The organism is Marinobacter alexandrii (assembly GCA_039984955.1).
Taxonomy (GTDB): domain Bacteria; phylum Bacteroidota; class Bacteroidia; order Cytophagales; family Cyclobacteriaceae; genus Ekhidna.
This window is the reverse complement of record JBDWTN010000007.1, coordinates 1,618,567-1,636,095: the sequence shown is the minus strand read 5'-3', so window position 1 is coordinate 1,636,095 and position 17,529 is coordinate 1,618,567. Positions and strand designations below refer to the sequence as shown.

Annotated in this window: 14 protein-coding genes; 9 read left to right on the top strand and 5 right to left on the bottom strand. The window is 38.7% G+C overall.

Going from position 1 to position 17,529, the window contains the following annotated elements; all coding sequences use genetic code 11:
- Positions 1 to 283: 283 nt before the first annotated feature.
- From ABJQ32_13605 to ABJQ32_13590, 4 genes are all read left to right on the top strand, one after another.
- Positions 284 to 3,076 (top strand): TonB-dependent receptor, encoded by a 2,793-nt coding sequence (locus tag ABJQ32_13605; protein MEP5290679.1) that lies wholly within the window; start codon positions 284 to 286, stop codon positions 3,074 to 3,076.
- A 69-nt stretch (positions 3,077 to 3,145) separates the two neighbouring features.
- On the top strand, positions 3,146 to 4,108 hold the full coding sequence (locus ABJQ32_13600) for a metallophosphoesterase (protein ID MEP5290678.1): 963 nt from the start codon (positions 3,146 to 3,148) through the stop codon (positions 4,106 to 4,108).
- Between the two features lie 187 nt (positions 4,109 to 4,295).
- Positions 4,296 to 5,141 carry a hypothetical protein gene (locus tag ABJQ32_13595; GenBank protein MEP5290677.1) on the top strand — a complete coding sequence of 282 codons (846 nt, stop codon included), beginning with the start codon at positions 4,296 to 4,298 and terminating at the stop codon, positions 5,139 to 5,141.
- Positions 5,142 to 5,204: 63 nt separating this feature from the next.
- Positions 5,205 to 6,428 carry a hypothetical protein gene (locus tag ABJQ32_13590; protein MEP5290676.1) on the top strand — a complete coding sequence of 408 codons (1,224 nt, stop codon included), beginning with the start codon at positions 5,205 to 5,207 and terminating at the stop codon, positions 6,426 to 6,428.
- A 45-nt stretch (positions 6,429 to 6,473) separates the two neighbouring features.
- Here the strand turns inward: ABJQ32_13590 and ABJQ32_13585 are convergent, their stop codons facing one another.
- The 4 genes from ABJQ32_13585 to ABJQ32_13570 are packed head-to-tail and all read right to left on the bottom strand — an operon-like array spanning position 6,474 to position 10,341.
- Complete coding sequence (locus ABJQ32_13585; GenBank protein ID MEP5290675.1) at positions 6,474 to 7,367, bottom strand: rhomboid family intramembrane serine protease; 894 nt, start codon at positions 7,365 to 7,367, stop codon at positions 6,474 to 6,476.
- A gap of 1 nt (position 7,368) precedes the next feature.
- Entirely contained in the window at positions 7,369 to 8,157 is a 789-nt protein-coding gene (locus ABJQ32_13580) for a rhomboid family intramembrane serine protease (GenBank protein MEP5290674.1), read from the bottom strand.
- A 19-nt stretch (positions 8,158 to 8,176) separates the two neighbouring features.
- Positions 8,177 to 10,000: a DNA mismatch repair endonuclease MutL gene (mutL, locus tag ABJQ32_13575; protein MEP5290673.1), complete on the bottom strand. Its 1,824-nt coding sequence runs from the start codon at positions 9,998 to 10,000 to the stop codon at positions 8,177 to 8,179.
- A complete protein-coding gene (locus ABJQ32_13570; GenBank protein ID MEP5290672.1) occupies positions 9,997 to 10,341 on the bottom strand; it encodes a hypothetical protein in 345 nt (114 codons plus the stop codon). The genes mutL and ABJQ32_13570 overlap by 4 nt, the downstream gene beginning before the upstream one ends.
- A gap of 130 nt (positions 10,342 to 10,471) precedes the next feature.
- Between ABJQ32_13570 and ABJQ32_13565 the strand changes: the two genes are divergently transcribed.
- From ABJQ32_13565 to ABJQ32_13555, 3 genes are read left to right on the top strand one after another with little or no spacing between them, the layout of a single operon-like run.
- Positions 10,472 to 12,709 (top strand): serine hydrolase, encoded by a 2,238-nt coding sequence (locus ABJQ32_13565; protein ID MEP5290671.1) that lies wholly within the window; start codon positions 10,472 to 10,474, stop codon positions 12,707 to 12,709.
- A gap of 56 nt (positions 12,710 to 12,765) precedes the next feature.
- Positions 12,766 to 13,911, top strand: a complete 1,146-nt coding sequence (gene bshA, locus ABJQ32_13560) for an N-acetyl-alpha-D-glucosaminyl L-malate synthase BshA (GenBank protein MEP5290670.1) — start codon at positions 12,766 to 12,768, stop codon at positions 13,909 to 13,911.
- Between the two features lie 49 nt (positions 13,912 to 13,960).
- Positions 13,961 to 14,575, top strand: a complete 615-nt coding sequence (locus ABJQ32_13555; GenBank protein ID MEP5290669.1) for a sterol desaturase family protein — start codon at positions 13,961 to 13,963, stop codon at positions 14,573 to 14,575.
- A gap of 3 nt (positions 14,576 to 14,578) precedes the next feature.
- Here ABJQ32_13555 and ABJQ32_13550 read toward each other — a convergent pair whose 3' ends face one another.
- Positions 14,579 to 14,734: a hypothetical protein gene (locus ABJQ32_13550; GenBank protein ID MEP5290668.1), complete on the bottom strand. Its 156-nt coding sequence runs from the start codon at positions 14,732 to 14,734 to the stop codon at positions 14,579 to 14,581.
- Positions 14,735 to 14,840: 106 nt separating this feature from the next.
- On the opposite strand from ABJQ32_13550, the gene ABJQ32_13545 reads away from it, so the two are divergent.
- Together ABJQ32_13545 and ABJQ32_13540 are read left to right on the top strand one after the other, a co-directional pair.
- Positions 14,841 to 15,938: a VWA domain-containing protein gene (locus ABJQ32_13545; GenBank protein MEP5290667.1), complete on the top strand. Its 1,098-nt coding sequence runs from the start codon at positions 14,841 to 14,843 to the stop codon at positions 15,936 to 15,938.
- A gap of 54 nt (positions 15,939 to 15,992) precedes the next feature.
- Entirely contained in the window at positions 15,993 to 17,498 is a 1,506-nt protein-coding gene (locus ABJQ32_13540) for a sigma 54-interacting transcriptional regulator (protein MEP5290666.1), read from the top strand.
- Positions 17,499 to 17,529 lie beyond the last annotated feature (31 nt).

The following is a 17,529-nucleotide window of genomic DNA, read 5'->3' as shown; positions in this document are numbered from 1 at the left end:
AGCAGCAGTATTCTCATCGAGTATCTAGTGGGTGACATTATTATCGCCTAGTGCCTTATCGGAGCTTTGAGAGTTTTGATACCTCAGAAATGGCCTATGTTAAGAAGAGGTATCTTGATTATCAAGAGGTTACATTTTAGGCTTAAAGCAGGATTAACATTCATAATAAACAGGTAAATGCCTGTTCATTTTGGAGCGGGATTGTTCATGTTTTGTTAAATCAAGGCTCACCTTGTCGCAAAACACGTCTCCTACATTAGCGGGATAATCAATCCCTAACTAAATGAAAAGAATTTTACTTGGTGTGATACTCATGATCAGTATCACTTCGCTATTCGCACAAAGTATCAAAGGAAGAGTCACCGATGAATTTGGCTTGCCACTTCCAGGCGCTACTATTAAAGTACTCGAAAAGGAATATGTAGGAGGTATTTCCGATGGAAATGGAAACTACACCATCAATGTTGAAGCAGGTGATTACACACTTGAAGTATCTTATCTTGGTTACATCAAAATCACTCAGCCGGTGACAGTTTCCGGAAATACAAAAGTTGATTTTGATATGGAGCCAGGAGCAACCGAAGGTGCAGAAGTTATTGTTCTTGGAGATCGACTCAAGGGCCAGGCCAAGGCGATCAATCAGCAAAGAACGAATGACAACATTACTAATGTAATCGCTGCAGACCAAATAGGCCGCTTCCCTGATGCAAACATGGGAGATGCTTTAAAGCGTGTACCCGGCATTACCATGCAAGGCGATCAAGGTGAGGCTAGAAACATCATTATCAGAGGTCTGGCACCTCAGCTCAATTCAGTAACATTGAATGGAAACAGGTTGCCATCTGCTGAGGGCGATAATAGAAACATCCAGATGGATTTGATACCTGCGGATATGATCCAAACTGTGCAGGTTAATAAAGCGATAACACCAGCAATGGATGCCGATGCAATTGGAGGATCAGTAAACCTGGTGACCAGAACGCCTCCTACAGGTCTGAGAGTTTCAGGGAACCTGGGAACAAGCAGAGCAGTAGTTGGTGAAGGCCTTGGATACAATGGAGGAATTGTAGTAGGTAAAGGATTTGGAAAGCTAGGCGTGATCTTTAGCGGATCGTATCGAAATGATATGATTGGGTCTGATAATATTGAAGCAGAGTGGTCCAATGAAGTAGAAAACGCAGCGGATGGTGAAGACTATGAAGTTGCACCATACGTGGCTGAAACGGATATCCGAGAATATCAAATAGAAAGAACACGAAGAAGTGCGTCACTTGACTTCAACTATGAAATCAATACAAGTCACAGCCTATTTGTGAAAAGCATGTACACTTGGAGAGATGATTGGGAAAATAGGTTCAGACTAAGAACAAGTGTAGAAAATGCAGATTTCGCAAATGGCACAAACAGCGCTCCTACAGCCTATTATGGTGAAGCATCTCGTCAGACCAAAGGAGGTGTAGGAAGTGATCGAGTAGATAACAGACGACTGGAAGATCAGCGAGTAAGAATGCTATCTATCGGAGGACAGCATGACTTTGGTGCTTTAGACATGAGCTGGATGGGTTCGATTGCCAAAGCTTCTGAGGAGCGCCCGGATGAGAGATACATCGTTTACGAAACAGATTTTGCAGGAGGACCTCTGAATGTGGATGTTTCAGATCCGGAATTCCCACTCATTACCCCTACGAATGCTGCAGACGGAGCAGATAACAATTATGCGTTTGATAAAATTGAAAGAGAGTTTCAATTCACGGAAGAAAAGGATCAGGTATTTCAAATAGACTTTAAACTACCTGTTAAATTTCAAGATGGAGGCTTTCTGAAATTTGGAGCTAAATACCGAGGAAAGAAGAAATTCAGAGACAACAATTTCACTGAGTATGGATGGGTGGATGATACTAATGTGGCAACTTTAAGTCAAGTACCTACCATCAATCAAACAGATGCTGACTACCTCGCCGGAAGCCAATTCCAGGCAGGAAACTTTGTATCGCCTCAATATCTTGGCGGTCTTGATTTGGATAACAGCGCACTGTTTGAAGGTGAATCTCAGCCGAGTGAATTCTTAGCCGCAAACTACACAGCAGAAGAAAACATCATTGCCGGTTATGCTCAGGTGGATCAAAACTTTGGTGACCTGAAAGTGCTGGCCGGAGTGAGAATTGAAAGGACATCTTTTGACTATGTTGGAAACGAGGTAGTCGATGAAGAAACACTGGTTCAGGAAATAACAGGATCGGATGATTATACGAACATACTTCCTTCATTGCACTTCAAGTATGATTTCACAGATGATATAATTGTACGAGCTGCTTGGACCAATTCATTGGCAAGACCCAACTACTTCGATTTGGTGCCATATGTAGATAACAGAACGGAAGACCTTGAATTGTTTTTAGGCAATCCAAATTTGGATCCAACTACTTCTTCAAACATTGACTTGATGGGAGAAATGTACTTTCAGTCAGTAGGTCTCTTTTCCATAGGAGGATTCTACAAATCGATTGACAACTTTATTTACATCGGCTCAAGTGAGCAGGTAATTGATGGAGAAAATTACGATGTATTCCAAGCACAGAATTCAGGTGAAGGTAGCATCACAGGGTTTGAAGTATCCGTCCAGCGTCAACTAGATTTCTTACCTGGCATTTGGAAAGGAATTGGAGTTTATTTGAACTACACCAATCTATCCTCCGATGTAACGGGCATTGCTAATGAGGACGGAGATACCAGAGATGATATTGATCTTCCGGGAACGGCGAATAACATGTTCAATGGATCACTTTCCTTTGAGTCCAAGAAGTTAGTAATAAGAGCTTCTATAAACTATTCATCTGATTACATCGATGAGGTTGGAGGGAATTCATTTGAAGACAGATATTACGATGAGCAGTTCTTCCTCGACATCAATGCATCATACGCGGTGACATCCAAGTGGAGGGTTTTCGGAGAAGCAAACAACCTGACGAACCAACCATTGAGGTATTATCAAGGTCAGCAGAACAGAACGATGCAGTCTGAATTCTACGGTCCTAAGTATAACTTCGGAGTGAAGTTTGACATGTTCAACAAATAAGAATAACAAATAAATCATTGTAAAGGAAGGTGCTATAAAGCAACCTTCCTTTCTTTAATTATACACAAGATGAAATTCAGATATTTATTTTTAATAATTATTGCATTTGTTAGTTGTCAGCCAATTGCAGAGCAAAAGACAACCGAGGGGAAGGCAGTAAAAGTCTCATCAGATTTCCATGAGATAGAAGATGCCTATCATTTCTATACTATTGGTGATTGGGGAAGAAATGGAGAGTATAAGCAAAAGGAGCTTGCAGATATGATGGACCTTGCGGGCAGAAAGATTGAGCCGGAGTTTATTGTCTCAACAGGCGATAATTTTTATCCCAATGGTGTGGCCAGCACTCAGGACCCTTATTGGGTTTCATCTTTTGAAAACATATATTCAGGGCATACACTTTTTTGTCCGTGGTATGTGGTGCTTGGAAATCACGACTACCGAGGAAACTATCAGGCTCAAATCGATTATTCCAACATCAGCCAACGATGGAATATGCCAGCTCAATACTATTTCAAAGATATTGAGACTGATGACGGAGCGATTATTCGATTTGTATTCATTGATACCAGTCCTCTAAATGATGAGTACTACCAAGAGACCAAGTATGTCAAAGTACATGATCAAGACACGACGGCACAGCTTGCCTGGATGGATGAAGTTTTAGATGTGGAAGTAGATTGGAAAATAGTTGTTGGACATCATCCACTATATACTGGCGGGAAGCGAGTCGAAGATCAAATGTGGGTAAGAACACATATTGAAAAACTGCTGACAAAACATAAAGTACACTTATACTTGGCGGGTCATGAACATGACTTACAGCATATCAAAAACGATCAATTACCTACTCATCACATCATTTCTGGTGCGGGATCAGAAGTTCGGGAAACAGGTATGATGGAGCACTCAGTTTTCGCAAAAGCCATTCAGGGTTTTGTGGCTAGCTCTATTACGCAAGATTCCATTTACAATCAATATGTAGATGTGGATGGCAATGTTATTTACGCTCATACAGTCAAAAAGAAATAGTTTTTATTGGAATTTGTTGAACCTATCTAATGGGGCTCATTCTTTAGGTTTCCTTTCAAAAACTAGTAGAATATATGAATGCTATATGTGGCTAAGTAGCCAATAACCCAACGCTTGTTGAGCTTTCGTCGAACGGCTTGCATAATCATTTCATAAAATCTTAATATTGTAAATCCTTAAGAATCATATGTTGAAGACAGCTACCATTATTTTACTGACATTATTGTCTGCTAGTTTATCACCCCAGTTTTTTTCATCTCAGCGGGTAATCGCGATAATTGAAGATGAAAGGCTCATAGAGGCCTCTGGTTTAGAAGAATCACATCAAAACCCTGGTTATTTCTGGACCCACAATGATAGTGGAGGTCGGCCTATGCTGTTCTTGATTGATACGAATGGACAGGTGAAAATGGAGGTGAAATTAGAGGGGATAATTAATCGCGATTGGGAGGAAATTGTAACCGTAAGAGAGGGAAACACCTCTTATATCTATGTTGCAGAAATTGGTGACAATCGAGCTGTATATGATGAAGTTAAACTGATCCGTCTTGAGGAACCAAAGTTTGACAAAAGGGGGAGTGTTTCCATTCCAAAAGAAGAAATAGCTGTTATGCAATTTCAATATCAAGAAGGCTCGAGAGATGCTGAAGCTATTATGTATGATAAGCGCACGGAGGAATTCGTGTTGATAACCAAGCGAGAAAAAAAATCCATGGTTTATTCTTTCCCTTTTAAGGAAAGTGCTAAAACAGTCATCAAATCAAAAGGGACAATACCCTCTAGAAATTTTACCGCTGCAGATATCAATGAGGATGGAGAGATATTGTTAAAACATTATGATGCCATCTATTTCTGGAGTGCGTCTAAGAAGCCAGCTTTAGAAAGGATTTTAGATTGGAATCCCATCAACATAGCGTATGCACCCGAACCTCAAGGTGAGGCGATGTGCTGGTATAAAAAAAACTTCTATACACTAAGTGAGAAGAACGAAGGAAAGCCACAGGAGATGCTGGTCTTTGAACGGATGAAATAGTATCCTTCTGCCATCCGAATGTTAAATACTACCTTTGCATTTTTAAAATTAAATTCAACTATAGTGAGAAATTACATTAAAATTTTGCTTGCTCTGATAGTACTTATTTTATGGACAGGTTGTGGTTCAGATGATTCAACGACACCTAAGGAACAAGAAAAGTCTTATTTATCAGGAGTATTTTTAGACTCCCCAGTTGAGGGGCTGCTATTTATTTCTGGAGACACAACCGGGTACACCAATTCTGAAGGAACTTTTATTTACGAAGAAGGAGAGGATATTGAATTTAGAGTTGGAGCAGTAAGTCTTGGAAAAGTTGTTCCGAAGGAAACAATTAGCCCAATTGATCTTGGAGGCGCAGATGCGACAATCAATACATCTTTAGTGAAAAATATTGCGTCACTCCTGCAATCACTCGATTCAGATGGAAATACTTCGAATGGGATTGCTATTCAAAAAGAAGTTTCAGATGAAATAGAATCTAATTCGATCGATTTATCATCTTCAAATTTTGGTGGTGAATTACAGAATTTACTTACAACTCTTAACGCTGGCCTTAGTTTAGACCTTGAATTTGTACATCCATTTTATGCAGCCAGAAACCTTGCTACCTCATTAGAATTGGAAGATGAAGTGATATTAACATCTACAGTGAAATCTGGGAGAAGATGGGAGGATGGGTTCTATTTCGCTTACAATTCAACAGGTTATGGAGACCCAGAGGTTGAGTATGTGTTTAATATCAATGCAGACAGTGTTGTGTATAATTTTGGTGGAGGCACAGCTTATATTTTCGAGGTTGAATACACTTCTGATACACTTTTTGGGATAGGCTCACTTTATCAAAATATCAATGAAACTCCAGAGCTTTTCTATTTATACAGGAATAGAATTTCAAGTCCGGGTTACATTGTAGATCATAACGACTCCACTTTCATAGGATATTTCAATCTGAGAAAAACTTCGGGAAACCCTGATGAAATTCAAGGTACTTACAAGCAATTTCTAATTCTAGATGGGAAGAAGGATGAAAATTCAGATCCTTTTATTGTGACCTCTCTCAATAGTGAACTAGAAATTTCAGAACTTGATGAAAACGATAGTATCACTTTCACAACTACTTCCTTCCTTGATGATCCCGCTACAGTGGAAACATTTAAGATGCATGCAAATGCAGTATTGGATGAAGAACTTTTCCTAGTTCTTCTCGATGGATCAGAATATATCTATGCAACAAGGAACAGTGAGTTATATCCTGGTCTTATTTCTTACAAGGTTGAGGATTAACTCCTAATGAAATCGTTTAATGGCGAAATCCAGATATGGGTTTCGCTATTTTTTACTCGCATTAAAAAGCTTCTGCTTCTCATCTTTTGTTAAGCTCTCATAGCCTTTGTCAGATATCTTGTCCAGAATGGCATCTATTTCTGATTGTGGAGTGCTGCCACTCTCAGATTGCTTAGAACTTGTTGCCTTTTTAGTTGGCCTTCTGTTACCAGATCGATGGGTGACCTTGATTTTAGTTTGTGGTTTAAACATGCTTTTGATGAATTGTATAGAAGCAGTAATCCAGCCTCCTATGTTATTACCCTGCTTTAATTGCGTTATATAGAACCATCCCATCATCGCTCCGCCAAGATGCGCAAATTCTCCTCCAGCATTTACATTGCCTCTGGTTCCAATCAGGCTGAGGAATACTGATACTAAGGCAATGTACTTGATCTTAACAGGGCCGATAAACATGAGGAGTATCGTGTAATTAGGTGAGTGCACTGCAGCTCCTATTACAACTGCGGTAACTCCTGCGCTTGCACCCACCATTGTGGCTATGTGAGAGGCATTTTCAAATTTTGGAATCGCATTATAAGCTAAAATGTAAACTAAGGCACCAAATAGAGCTCCCATTGAAAATATTCCAATGACCTTATCGCTTCCTATAAAGTCCTGAATGATCCTACCAAACCAATAGAACCAAAGCATATTAAATAGTATATGCATGAAGCCATCATGAACAAATATGTGGGTAAGAAGTGTCCAGGGTTTTAAAAGTAAAGTTGATGGATTTGATGGCAAACCAAGCCAAGGTCTAACCTGATCCCCGAGACCTAGAATTAACATAAGTCCAGTGAAAACAAAGACAATTACGTTGATAAGAATTATTTGCGCAACCGCATTATTTGGCTTATTCCAAGCGTTTTTGAAATCTTCTAAAATTCCTCCGTTCATTCTAATAAAATTTCTTGGTGTCGTTTTTCCAAAACTTCAACAACAGAAAAGCGATTAGCATTCCGCTGAGATGTGCAAGGTGAGCAACGTTATCTCCAGGTGTTCTATTAAATTCAGCATAGAGTTCATACATCGCATAGAAGAACACCAGATATTTTGCTTTTATTGGTATAGGGGGGAAAAGTAGGAAGAGTTCTGTATTAGGGAATAAAAAAGCAAAAGCAAACAGAATCCCAAACACTGCTCCTGAAGCACCAACCATGTTTCCATTGGTAACAACACCCTCATAAATACTTCTTACTGCAGCTACTGTTTGTCCTGCGTATGATGGATCATCGTAATACAAGTCTAGCAATTCTCCACCTCTAGCCACATTAATAAAGGATTTGTTGTCAAGGATAAACCTTTCAAAAGCTTCAGGGCTTGGGTCAGACATGTAGGCTTCAGCTGCATTTTTTAAAGGTAATTTTTCAATAGCGTCAGCAGCTCCATAAAGAATGCCGGCCCCTATTCCACAAACCAAATAGAAAATAAGAAATCGCTTAGATCCCCATACCGTTTCCAGCATAGGAGCGAAAACCAATACAGCTATCATGTTCCCAAATAAATGCCACATTCCTCCATGTAACCACATGTAAGTAAGGAATTGGTATGGAGCAAATTCGGATGAATAAATCACTCTTAATCCGAACCATTCAGATAATGGTAACTTCAATAATGATGATAGCAGTAGTATTGCTACATTGATAATTAAGATATTCTTTGCTACTGGGGTAAGTCTTCTAAACACTTTTTTTGAATTCTAACTACTAACTTTTCTTAAACCACTCATTTATCTGCTCTAAACTAACCAAAACATACGTAGGATTGCCATCAGGTGTATAATTTGGTTGGGTACATGCAAAGAGTCGATCCATTAAATGATCCATCTCTTCTTCTTTCAACTTATTACATCGATCCCCTGCTGTTCTTTTGGCTAGTGCTCTCGCCAAACTTTCATTTCTAGGTAAATCCAATTTCTCAGCATTAAACTTAAACTGCTCGATCAATCCCTCAAATACTTCTTTTTCGTTGCATGGGGCTAACTCAGACGGAATTCCTTGAATGACAATCATGCTTTCGCCCATTTGTTCAAACTCGAAACCTAACCGATTAATCTCCTCTTTCAACTCCATCGTAAGTGCAAAGTCAGAAGGATTTAGCACAACTTGCTGGGGAAACATGCAAGATTGCGATACTCCCGAACCTGTCTTCATTGATCGCTGATATTGCTCAAAAAGGATTCGCTCCAAAGCAGACACCTTATCCAATACTACCATCCCACTCTTAACCTGACGAAGCAAATAACGTCCGTGAAGATGATATGTTGGTTTTTTTTCTTCAATCTCAGAAGATTGATTCATAGAACTAGTGAAAGTTGTCTGAATCACACGCTCCTTTTCTGCTTCTTCTATCGTTGCGATTTCTTCTTGAGAGGCAGATGCATAAAGTTCATTGAGCTTCTCAAGTCGCTCTTGGCTATTTTCAATTGACTTGAAGGAACCATAATCTCGATCTTTCTTAGTTGTGAAAGTCTGATTCTCTCGCTGGATATTTAAATGTTCAAAGCTTACATCAGCTGAAAAATCGAGCGAAGGTGTCACGTTGAATGATGCAAGGGCTTGCCGGATGGCAGAGTTGATCACTCCATACAGCATTCGATCGTCATCAAATTTCACCTCTGTTTTGGTAGGATGTACATTGATATCCACATGAACAGGATCAATTTCAATGAACAAAACATAGAAGGGAAAATAGTCTTCCTTCAATAACCCTTCATAAGCCCTTACCACCGCATGGTTCAAGTAGCTGTTCTTAATGAACCGGTTATTAATAAAGAAAAACTGCTCGCCTCTGGTCTTTTTAGCATTTTCAGGTTTTCCTATGTAGCCTGAAATTTTCACTAAATCAGTTTCTTCACTACAGGGAACCAATTGCTGCTGATAATTTTTTCCGAATAACTGGACGATTCGTTTACTCAGTTTTCCTGCTTCTAATTTGTAAGTCTCAAGATCATTCTGAATCATTGAGAAAGAAATTTCTGGGTTGGCGAGTGAGATACGTTGAAACTCATCACTAATATGCCGCAGTTCCACTGGGTTTGATTTCAAGAAATTTCTTCTGGCAGGAACATTGTAAAAAAGATTTTTCACACTAATAGAACTACCTGTGTTGAAAGCAATTGGTTCTTGACTCTTTATCTCAGATGATTCTATGATCAATTGTGTTCCAAGTTCATCACTCTCCTGTCTGGTTTTAAGTTCAACCTGAGCTACCGCCGCGATGGATGCCATTGCTTCGCCTCGAAATCCCAATGTTCTGATTTTAAATAAATCATCCGAAGTGCGAATTTTGGAAGTTGCATGTCTTTCAAAGCTCATTCGTGCGTCAGTTCCACTCATTCCACAGCCATTATCTACTACTTGAATAAGAGCTTTTCCAGCATCTTTTACAATTAGTTTGATAGATGTAGCACCAGCATCTACACTATTTTCCAGCATCTCTTTTACAACAGAAGCGGGTCTTTGCACAACCTCCCCAGCTGCAATTTGGTTAGCAATACTATCCGGTAATAAGTGAATGACATCACTCATCTTTTACTCCTCAAATTTTTAAGTCGATAAATAAGGTAGGCGGGAACAATGACCCACAGAATGTAGTAAAAAATTTCATTTCCAAATTGAAGCCAACCGAGAACCATTAAACCCAGAAGGGTAGCAATCCCGAGCTGAATCATGGAAGCAGCAGGTGCTGATTTAGCTTTTCTTTTGAAGTTGATTTTGGAGGGTTGATAATCTACAGATTCGGCTCCATCCATTCGCTGTTTTATCCGTTCAGTACGTTCCTTTATTTCTTCTTTTACAGGATCATAATACCTCGGTTTTATTCGAAACTGCTGATGTCTTGGTAGACGGAAAAGAGATGGAAATCGCATTAGGTATAGTTATTGGTCGAATGTTTTATTAATGAACACGACGTGAATGAAAAATTGTTCAAATTTAAGATGAAATGAGCATGATTGAGAATATTCAGGCAATCTATTATTCTTGTCGTAGGCCATAGTTATGAAAAGGTATCTTCAAATAGTATTCATTCTCAATTGCGCAATTGTTTTTGCAAATGACTCAGGAACATTGAGTGAGGTTTGGATTGACGGTAGTTCTTTTTATAAATCACTAGATCATAAGAAAAAAACCACACTTTATTTTAATAAATGGACTACATATACAGAGCAGTTTTTATCGGACGATAATTATTATGTAGCCCTTCAACTAGGTCTAACACTAGATCCACTACCAAATGACAACATCAACTTACCCTCTTTGCGAGATTTATCAGCCATTGAAAATGAGAATGTAAGGATTGATTACTTCAGATTCCTCGAAAGCTTTGGAAGAACTTACGGTGTAAATCACATGATTTTGCCTGATACAGCAGGCCTTAGTGTTTATGAAAAGGAAATAGTCATTCAGGCAAATGAGCACTCTCCGTACTATTTTCTTCTCAAATCATGCCTCACACACTCTTTACCCGATTCTAAGAAGGAATTTTTAGTCGAGTCAGAAATACAACGTACTATCTGGATAGCAAACCAAAATGAGAATACCAAGAAACTCAATCGTTGGAGTAAAAAGGCAGCTGATTCGAAAAGGTTTACCTTTTATTCAGCACTTAAAAAATCAAAACAAGTAGAATTCATTCCTGCTTTCGAATTTCCAGTTTCGTTGGCAAAAAGGGTATTCTCAGAAAGTGTCATTGCGATCGATCCATCTATCAAGTTTCCGATACTGGAAAAGACAGTAACATATTTAGGAGACGATGAGCAGCTTAGGAAGAGACTTGGACAGTATGCAAAAGTTTTGAATTACCGAAGAAAAGAAATTACCTGTATTGTCGATCTCCGATATGGAGAGAGGGACTACTTTGACGAAGATATTCTTCTACTTACTGAAGCAAAAATTAAAAGGAATAGTGCATTAATATTTTCCAATCTGGATTTTGCTGGACAAGACGTGTTGATAGGAAAAATGCTTTTTGGAGCACATGGTATACATGGGAGAAGTGATGTTTCAGATTCCAGGAAGATGATTAATCCAGCATATTTAGGTTTTGCCGATCCTCAGTTTGAGGGAATGAATGATAGCCATTTACTTTGGATGGACTCGTTAGCGTCATATGCTATCAAAAATTTTGCTACTCCTGGGATGCAATTGGTTGTTGTAAAAAATGGGTCAGTTGTCATGGAAAAGCCATATGGATTCTACACGTACGACAGTATAAAGCCAGTAAGCAATGAAACGGTGTATGATATTGCCTCACTCACAAAAGTAATAGGCACGCTTCCTGCAATTGCTTTATTGATTGATCAAGGTAAACTTTCATTAGACGATTCATTAAGTCAACATCTTGATGAATTCAGAGGGTCAAATAAAGGGGGGGCTACAATCCGTCAGCTCATGGCTCATAATGCAGGGCTTCTTCCATATGTGCCATTTTGGAGCATGGTTATGGATGGAGATCGGTTAGATGCATTTTACTACAAGACTCCTGAAGATGAAGCGAATGATGTGAGAACGTATGGATTGGAGCCACACCCTAGTATGGTAGACTCACTTAAGAGTTTCATCGTGAGGTCAAACCTAATTAAAGACCCGACTGAATATACCTATAGTGATCTTGGATTTATGATACTTCATTTATTAGTCGAAGAAATTTCAGAGATGCCTTTTGAGCAGTATCTAGCAGAAAATTTTTACCTGCCCATGAAACTGAATCATACGGCATTCAATCCAAAACTAAAAGGCAGGTCATTTGAAGAAATAGCACCCACAGAATACGATCAGCGATATCGCAATTATCAAGTTTGGGGAGAAGTTCATGATCGAAATGCTCTGGTTTTTGGAGGTGTAGCGGGCCATGCAGGTCTATTTTCTACAGCTTCTGATCTAGCTAAAATGATGTCCATGTTTTTAAATAATGGCTACTATGGTGGCAAGCAGTACATCTCCAAAGAAACCTTAAGTCAATTCAATGCAAGATATTTTGATGATAATCGAAGAGGTCTTGGTTGGGATAAAAAAGATGGAAAACGTGATTCAGCATCGTCACTTGCAAGTGATCTAAGTTTTGGTCATACAGGTTTTACAGGAACTATGGTATGGGCGGACCCAGAGGAGGATTTAATTTTTGTTTTTCTAGCCAACAGAATTTATCCTGATGCTAATAATTGGAAGCTTGGAGAGCTAAATACACGCACCAATCTTCATGATGTTATATATCAATCATTGGAAAATACTAATTGACGAAACTTATTCGTGATAGACTTGGTTTAAAACCCTTGAAGAAATTGACCTGACACATGAAAGTAGGAATTGTATGTTATCCCACCTATGGGGGTAGTGGTGTAGTCGCCACGGAACTTGGCAAAGCTCTGGCAAAAAAGGGACATGAGATTCATTTCATTACCTACTCTCAGCCTACTCGTCTGGATTTCTTTAACCCAAACTTGTATTATCATGAAGTGAGTGTAAAATCATATCCGCTCTTTCAGTATCCTCCATATGAGCTAGCATTGGCAAGTAAAATGGTGGATGTAGTCCTGCATGAAAAACTTGATTTGCTTCATGTGCATTATGCTGTCCCACATGCTTCAGCTGCCTATATGGCGCAGCAAATCTTGAAAACAAAAGGTTATGAAATTCCATTTATAACGACACTTCACGGAACAGATATTACGATAGTAGGAAAAGATGCAACTAACGAACCAGTTGTCACATTTTCTATTAACGAATCGGATGGAGTTACTGCTGTTTCTGAGGACCTCAAGAAAGATACGTTGGAGCACTTCGATGTTTCAGTACCTATTCAAGTTATTCCTAATTTTATTGATTTGGATCGGTTCAAGAAACAACCAAAAGAGCATTTCAAAAAGGCAATTTGTCCTGATGGAGAAAAATTAGTTGTTCATACTTCGAACTTTAGAAAAGTAAAGAGGGTCGAAGATGTATTGAAAGTATTTTGTGAAGTAAGAAAGGTTGTTCCATCTAAACTGTTGTTAATTGGAGATGGCCCTGAAAGGAAGAGTATGGAAGATATCGCAAAAGGTATCTGTACAGATGACATAAGATTTTTAGGGAAGTTGGAAGCAGTTGAGGAAGTATTGTCGGTAAGTGATCTTTTTCTGATGACTTCAGAAAAAGAAAGTTTTGGTCTGGCAGCACTTGAGGCGATGGCATGTGAAGTGCCGGTTATTTCTTCTAATGCAGGAGGGTTGCCGGAATTAAATGATGAAGGTAAATCAGGATACGTATGTGAAGTAGGTGATGTTGACACCATGGTTAAGCGAGCGATTCATATTTTGGATGAGAAAAATTTAGAATCATTTAAAAGAGGAGCTCTCGCCAGAGCCAAGGAGTTTGATGTTAATAATATCCTACCGAAATACGAGTCATACTATGAATCCGTTTTAGAAAAACATAAAAAATCATTATCAGAGAGTTTGTGAAAAATTAGGGTTTCTTTTTCCTAATTTTGCCGTGAATTCAAAAAAAGCTATGGAACTGAAGAATAAGCCACATACCAAGGGAACAAAAGCGCTCTTCAATAACCGATTTATGGAGCGATTGACGAGAACACACATAGCCATGCCTTTGATCCTTTTTACAGCTATTTCAACCGGATTAATGATCTTCGGATTTAATCGCACATATCTTACTGCCTTAAGCGCTCCTCTTTTGTTCTTCGCTGGATTCCTAGCATTTACATTGGTAGAATATGTGATGCATAGGTTTCTTTTTCACCTACATCCTAAGACTGAAAAACAAGAAAAATTTGCCTATACAGTGCATGGGATTCATCATGACTATCCGAAAGATAGAGATCGCCTTGCTATGCCGATTCCTTTAAGTCTACTTCTTTCTACTGGTTTCTTTTTCTTTTTTAAGTTGATTATGGGAATTTATGTATTTGCATTTCTTCCTGGCTTTCTAATAGGATACGCGTCATACTTATGGGTACACTATATGGTACATGCGTTCCAACCTCCTAAGAATTTCTGGAAAGTTCTTTGGGTTCATCATGGGATACACCATTATAAAGATCCTGGAAATGCCTTTGGCGTATCATCTCCTTTTTGGGATATGATATTTGGAACAATGCCTAAGAAATAGAATTTATTTATTTCTATCTTCTTTTGCTTTTTTAGCAGCCTCTTTCCTTTTTCTCTTTTCTGGTGAGGCAGGCTCTAGCGTGGCTTTGAAAATGAAGTCCCTTGTGCCCCAAAAAAGATTGGAAACCAATGATACGAATATGGGTCGTCTACCAGGCATTTTTAAATGTATTGGTATGTTAATTTAGTCAGAAATATTCTGATTTCATTATTCTTTTTAATCCAGAAGAAATCATTCCTGTATCTTTTTAGTTAAAGTAATTATTATGATCGGATATCGATTTACAGAATTTATTCCAGAGAAAAACCCAGAACAGAATGCGTTTGACAATCTGCTGAATATTTTCCTCCAACTTATGGTCATTACATCTGGTGATGTGAGTGAGGCATTGAGCTGGCTTACAAACCTTGATCGTGAACATAGGCTTTCTACTGCAGATTATGGGATTGGTGATTTCATTGATGACTTGAAAAACAAAGGCTATATCGATGATAAAAATGAAAAGGGTGAACTTAGAATTACCTCAAAAAGTGAACAGGAAATTCGTAGAAGTGCATTAGAAGAAATTTTTGGAAAACTAAAAAAGTCTGGAAAGGGAAATCACAAAACAAATCATACAGGCTCAGGGGATGAGATCACATCAGACTACAGAGAATTTCAATTTGGAGATTCAATAGAGCAAATCGAGATGACGGAAAGTTTGCGCAATGCACAAATCAATCATGGACTCAATGATCTGATGCTTACTGAAAATGACCTGGAGATAAGGGAACGAGAGTATAAAACGCAGACTTCCACTGTTTTGATGATAGATATAAGTCACTCAATGATTCTCTATGGAGAAGACCGGATTACTCCTGCGAAAAAGGTAGCAATGGCGTTGGCTGAATTAGTGAAACGAAAGTATCCGAAGGACACTTTAGATGTAATTGTATTTGGCAATGATGCATGGCAGATAGAGGTAAAAGATCTACCCTATTTGAATGTGGGACCATACCATACCAATACAGTAGCGGGGTTAGAATTGGCGATGGACTTATTGAGAAGGAGAAAAAATAAGAACAAACAAATATTTATGATCACGGATGGTAAGCCTACTTGCCTGAAAGAGGGATTGAAATATTACAAAAATAGCTTTGGTCTGGATCCTAAAATTTTAAACAAGACAATGAACTTAGCTGCTCAGTGTCGGAGAATAAATGTCCCAATTACTACATTTATGATTGCTTCAGATCCATACCTAAAAGAGTTTGTGAGAGAATTTACTGAGGTTAATAAAGGCAATGCATACTACAGTAGTCTACAAGGCTTAGGAAACCTGATTTTCGAAGACTATAGAAGAAATAGAAGAAAAAATCTATAATTCGATCACATTGCTTTTGAAACTAAAGTGCTAATACACGGAAAAATATAATTGATGAAATACCAAGATTTGAGTGCTGAGAAAAAACTGAAGATCAATACGCTGGGCGAGTTAAAGAATTCAGGATATGAATCGGTATCCATTAAAGAAGAGTTGAGAGCTAATCTAGTCAAGACCAGAAAGGCGGGCGAAAATATTTTTGAAGGAATCTGGGGATATGAAGACACAGTTATTCCAGATGTTGAACGAGCCATTCTATCAAGACATAATATCAATTTCCTAGGACTCAGAGGTCAGGCAAAAACACGTATGGCCAGGATGATGACACGACTCCTTGATGAATATATTCCTGTTATAAAAGGGTCTCCATTGAATGATGATCCACTAAATCCGATATCAAAATTTGCTATCGATAAAATAAATGAACTAGGAGATGCTACACCCATGGGGTGGATGCATCGAGATGAACGATATACTGAGAAACTAGCTACTCCTGATGTAACGATCGCAGACTTGATAGGTGATGTAGACCCCATAAAAGCTGCTAGCTTGAAACTTCCATATTCAGATGAACGAGTCATTCATTTCGGATTAGTTCCAAGATCTCATCGAGGAATTTTTGTAATAAATGAACTGCCGGATTTGCAAGCTCGTATTCAAGTTGCACTTTTTAATATTCTGCAAGAAGGAGATATCCAAATACGTGGATTTAAATTAAGAATGCCTTTAGATGTTCAATTTGTCTTTACAGCTAATCCTGAAGACTATACCAATAGAGGCTCCATCGTAACACCGCTAAAAGATAGAATTGATAGCCAGATTATTACGCACTATCCGTCATCCATTGAAATTGGGAAGAAGATCACATTGCAGGAAGCAGCACTAGCCAAAGAGCAAGAAGAAGGAGTAGAAGTTTTTGATTTAGCCAAAGACCTCATAGAACAAATTGCTATGGAGGCAAGAGATAGTGAATATGTAGATGCGAAGAGTGGTGTCTCAGCCCGACTGACAATCTCAGCTTTTGAGAATCTGGTAAGTGCTTGCGAGAGACGTATGCTAGTTAGCGAAGAAGATAAGACAAACGTGAGAGTGACTGATTTCGTTGGGGTAATTCCGGCAATCACAGGAAAAGTGGAATTAGTTTACGAAGGAGAACAAGAAGGACCAGGCATAGTAGCTAATAATTTGGTGGGAAAAGCAATAAGATCACAATTCATCAACTATTTCCCTGATCCTGAGAAGGAGAGAAAAAAGGAATCGGATAACCCTTATGAATCTATCAAAGAATGGTTCGAAAAGGGAAACATGATAGACCTAATGTTCGATGCAAAAGAAAGCGACTATCAAGAAGAACTTAAGAGTATTCCAGGTCTCGAAGCACTGGTAGATAAGTATCAGAAGACATCCCACGAAGGATTTAAATACTTCTTAATGGAATTTGCTTTGTTTGGATTAGCTGAATATAGTATGCTTAGTAAGCACCAACTTGAGCAAGGCATGCAATTCAAGGATTTATTTACGAGCATGTTTTCTATGCCGGAAATGGGGGATGAAGAATGAAATAAGTCTAACTCCAAAAGCGCGAAGGAAG

What these genes read in the sequence shown, in the direction of transcription:
- ABJQ32_13605 (MEP5290679.1), top strand. Translation starts at nt 284, where the DNA reads ATGAAAAGAATTTTACTTGGTGTGATACTCATGATCAGTATCACTTCG.
- ABJQ32_13600 (MEP5290678.1), top strand. Translation starts at nt 3,146, where the DNA reads ATGAAATTCAGATATTTATTTTTAATAATTATTGCATTTGTTAGTTGT.
- ABJQ32_13595 (MEP5290677.1), top strand. Translation starts at nt 4,296, where the DNA reads ATGTTGAAGACAGCTACCATTATTTTACTGACATTATTGTCTGCTAGT.
- ABJQ32_13585 (MEP5290675.1), bottom strand. Translation starts at nt 7,367, where the DNA reads ATGAACGGAGGAATTTTAGAAGATTTCAAAAACGCTTGGAATAAGCCA.
- mutL (MEP5290673.1), bottom strand. Translation starts at nt 10,000, where the DNA reads ATGAGTGATGTCATTCACTTATTACCGGATAGTATTGCTAACCAAATT.
- ABJQ32_13570 (MEP5290672.1), bottom strand. Translation starts at nt 10,341, where the DNA reads ATGCGATTTCCATCTCTTTTCCGTCTACCAAGACATCAGCAGTTTCGA.
- ABJQ32_13565 (MEP5290671.1), top strand. Translation starts at nt 10,472, where the DNA reads ATGAAAAGGTATCTTCAAATAGTATTCATTCTCAATTGCGCAATTGTT.
- bshA (MEP5290670.1), top strand. Translation starts at nt 12,766, where the DNA reads ATGAAAGTAGGAATTGTATGTTATCCCACCTATGGGGGTAGTGGTGTA.
- ABJQ32_13555 (MEP5290669.1), top strand. Translation starts at nt 13,961, where the DNA reads ATGGAACTGAAGAATAAGCCACATACCAAGGGAACAAAAGCGCTCTTC.
- ABJQ32_13550 (MEP5290668.1), bottom strand. Translation starts at nt 14,734, where the DNA reads ATGCCTGGTAGACGACCCATATTCGTATCATTGGTTTCCAATCTTTTT.
- ABJQ32_13545 (MEP5290667.1), top strand. Translation starts at nt 14,841, where the DNA reads ATGATCGGATATCGATTTACAGAATTTATTCCAGAGAAAAACCCAGAA.
- ABJQ32_13540 (MEP5290666.1), top strand. Translation starts at nt 15,993, where the DNA reads ATGAAATACCAAGATTTGAGTGCTGAGAAAAAACTGAAGATCAATACG.